General features: G+C 75.2%; 1 protein-coding gene. It reads left to right on the top strand.

The window, feature by feature from the left end:
- Positions 1-28: 28 nt before the first annotated feature.
- Positions 29-3,423: type I polyketide synthase (locus tag P1P70_RS42260; protein WP_319247463.1), on the top strand; the 3,395-nt coding region annotated here is incomplete at its 3' end.

The raw sequence follows: 3,423 nt of genomic DNA, 5'->3' as shown, positions 1-3,423 counted from the left end.
GGCTGATTAAGGTTTTCTGCCTAGTCTAGTGGGCGGCGTCACCGTCATGGCGGACCCGGGCGCCTTCGTCGAGTTCAGCCTTCAGGGCGGCCTCGCGCCCGACGGCCGCTGCAAGGCGTTCTCCGACGACGCCGACGGCACCGGCTGGTCGGAAGGCGTCGGCGTCCTCGTCGTCGAACGGCTCTCCGACGCCCGCCGAGACGGCCACCGCGTCCTCGCCGTACTGCGGGGTTCGGCCGTCAACCAGGACGGGGCGTCCAACGGACTCACCGCGCCCAACGGGCCCGCCCAGCAACGAGTGATCCGTGACGCGCTGGCGAACGCCGGGCTGACGCCGTCCGACGTGGACGCCGTGGAGGCCCACGGGACGGGCACCCGGCTCGGCGACCCGATCGAGGCCCACGCGCTGCTCGCCGCGTACGGGCAGAATCGTGAACGGCCGCTGCGGATCGGGTCCTTGAAGTCGAACATCGGCCATGCCCAGGCCGCCGCCGGGGTGGCCGGTGTCATCAAGACGGTGCTGGCGCTGCGACACGGGGTGCTGCCGCGCACCCTCCATGTGGACCAGCTGTCGCCCGCCGTCGACTGGTCGGCGGGCTCGGTGGAACTGCTGACGGAATCCCAGCCGTGGCCGGAGACCGGCCGTCCGAGGCGGGCGGGCGTGTCGTCGTTCGGGATCAGCGGGACGAACGCGCATGTCGTCCTGGAGCAGGGGGAGGAGACGCCCGCCGGGGCCGGGGCCGCAACCCTTGCCAGTGCCAGTGCCAGTGCCAGTGCCAGTGCCAGTGCCAGTGCCAGTGCCAGTGCCAGTGCCAGTGCCGGTGCCAGTGCCGGTACTGGGTACGAGTCGTCCCGCGTGGCGCCCCTGACCGTCCCCACGCCGCTCCCTCTCGTCCTGTCGGCCGCGACCGAGGACGCCTTGCGGGCGCAGGCCGGGCGGTTGCGGGCGCGGCTCGCCGAGGCGCCGGCGGAGGTCGGTGTGGGCGCGCTCGGACACGCGTTGGCGGTGACACGTGCCGCGTTGCCGTACCGGGCCGCTGTCGTGGCCGCCGACCGGGAGGAGGCGTCGGCGGGCCTGGACGCCGTGGCTGCCGGGGCCGACTCCCCGTCGGTGTTCCGGGGGACGGTGGCCGAGGGACGGACCGCGTTCCTCTTCACCGGCCAGGGCAGCCAACGGGCCCGCATGGGGCGGGAGTTGGCCGCAGCCCAGCCGGTGTTCCGGCACGCCGTCGACGAGGTGGCGGCACACCTCGACGCGCATCTCGCGCGGCCCCTGGCGGAGGTGCTGGCCGACGAGAGCGGACTGCTCGACCGCACGGAGTACGCCCAACCCGCCCTGTTCGCCCTCGAAGTGGCTCTCTTCCGGCAGTTGGAGCACTGGGGGATCACCCCCGACCATCTGCTCGGGCACTCGGTCGGCGGGCTCGCCGTTGCCCATGCGGCCGGGGTGCTGTCGTTGCCCGACGCCTGCCGGCTCGTCGCGGCTCGCGGCCGGCTGATGCAGGCGCTGCCGGGGACGGGCGCCATGGCTGCCGTGGAGGCCACCGAGGCGGAGATGCTGCCAGGTCTCGCCGGGCGTGGCCACGAGCTCGCTCTCGCCGCCGTCAACGGCCCGACCGCCGTGGTGATCTCCGGCGACACCGAGGCCGTGGCGCGTACGGCGCGCGACTGGGAGCGCCGGGGCCGCCGTACCCGTGTACTGCGTGTCTCCCACGCGTTCCACTCGCCCCACATGGACGCGATGCTCGCCGACTTCGACGAAGTGGCCCGCTCGGTCACGTACCACCCGCCCGCCCTCTCCGTGATCAGCGACGTCACGGGAGAGCCCGCGTCGCACGAGGAGCTGTGCTCGCCCCGCTACTGGGTCCGCCACGCGCGCGAGACGGTCCGCTTCCACGACGGCGTACGCCGGCTGCGGGCCCTGGGAACGACGCGGTACGTCGAACTGGGGCCGGACGCCGTGCTCAGCGCCATGGTGCGGGAGTGCCTGGCGGAGGGCGGTGAGGATTCCGGCGCGGCGGAGCGGCACGGAGAGACCCAGGTCGCCGTGGAGCGGCCCGCAGGGGCCCGTACCTCCGTGGACCGGCCCGCAGGGAGCCGTACCTCCGCGGGGCGGGCCGACGCGCTCGTCGTGCCGCTGCTGCGCCGAGGCCGGCCGGAGCCGCTGAGCGCTGCGGTCGCCGTTGCCCGGCTGCACGTGACAGGGCGGACCCCTGACTGGTCGGCGGTCTTCGAGGGGCACCCGCCCGCCCCGTGCGAGGCCCTGCCGACGTACGCCTTCCAGCGCCGCCGCTACTGGCTCGCCCCCACGGCCGCGCAGGCTCCCGCCCCGCCCGGTACGACGCCGCTCGGCCACCCGCTGCTCTCCTGTGCCCTCACCCTCGCCGACGCCGGGCACACCTCGCTGACCGGCAGGCTCTCCCCGGCCGCCCATCCCTGGCTCGCCGACCGCGTGGTCGACGGCAGGGTGGTCGTCCCGGACCCGGTCCTGCTGGACCTCGCCGTCACCGCCGCGCGTGAGACCGGCTCCGGGCAGGTCGCCGAACTCCGGCCCACGCAGCCGCTGGTGCTGCCGGCGCGGGGCGCGCTGGAGGTACAGGTCACGGTCGGCCCGCAGAACGGCGTGCACGGCCACCGCCCCGTGACCGTGCACGCCCGCCCGGAGGGCGGAGACACCGGCTGGGTCCGGTACGCGGAAGGCACTCTGGCTCCCGCGATCCCGTCGGCCGTGGCGGTCGGCACCGGTGAGGTGGGGGAGTGGCCGCCGAGGGGCGCCGAGCCGGTCGAGGTGGACCCGGTCACCGACGGGTACGGCGCGGGGGCCGAGGTCACGTACGGGCCCGGTCTCGCCGCACTGCGCGCGGTGTGGCGGTGCGGCGGCGAGCTCTGGGCCGAACTGGTGGCACCGGACGCCGACGGTACGGCCGTCGACGCCTTCGGTCTGCACCCGGCGTTGCTGGAGGGGGTGCTGCACGCCCTGCGGCTGACTGGGGCGGAGGGGGACGACACGTGGTGCGGCGCGACCTTCCACGACGTCAGCGTGCCGGGCACGGCGACCGGACGGCTGCGGGCCCGGATCACCCCGGTTGACGCGGGCCCCGGCGACAGCGACGCTCCCGCCCACGCACGCGGTCTCGCCGAGGGTGATGGATACGCACCCGGTCTCGCCGACGGCTACGGACACGCACCCGGTCTCGCCCACGCAGACGGTCTCGCCGCCGGTCACGCTCACGAGGGCGGTCGGGGTGTCGGTTTCGGGGCCGGTGCCACCGTCCGGATCACCGACCTCACCGGACGTTCCGTCGCGGTCGTCGGCACGCTCACCTCGCGCCCCCTGCCCGCCCCCGCCGAGTCCTCCGGTGGTCCCTACGCCGATGCCGCGCCGTACGAACTGGCCTGGCGCCCCGTCGGGCCGCCTCCGGG

Source organism: Streptomyces sp. MB09-02B, from assembly GCF_033794485.1.
Taxonomy (GTDB): Bacteria; Actinomycetota; Actinomycetes; order Streptomycetales; family Streptomycetaceae; genus Streptomyces.
This window is presented reverse-complemented; position numbering and strand designations above follow the sequence as displayed.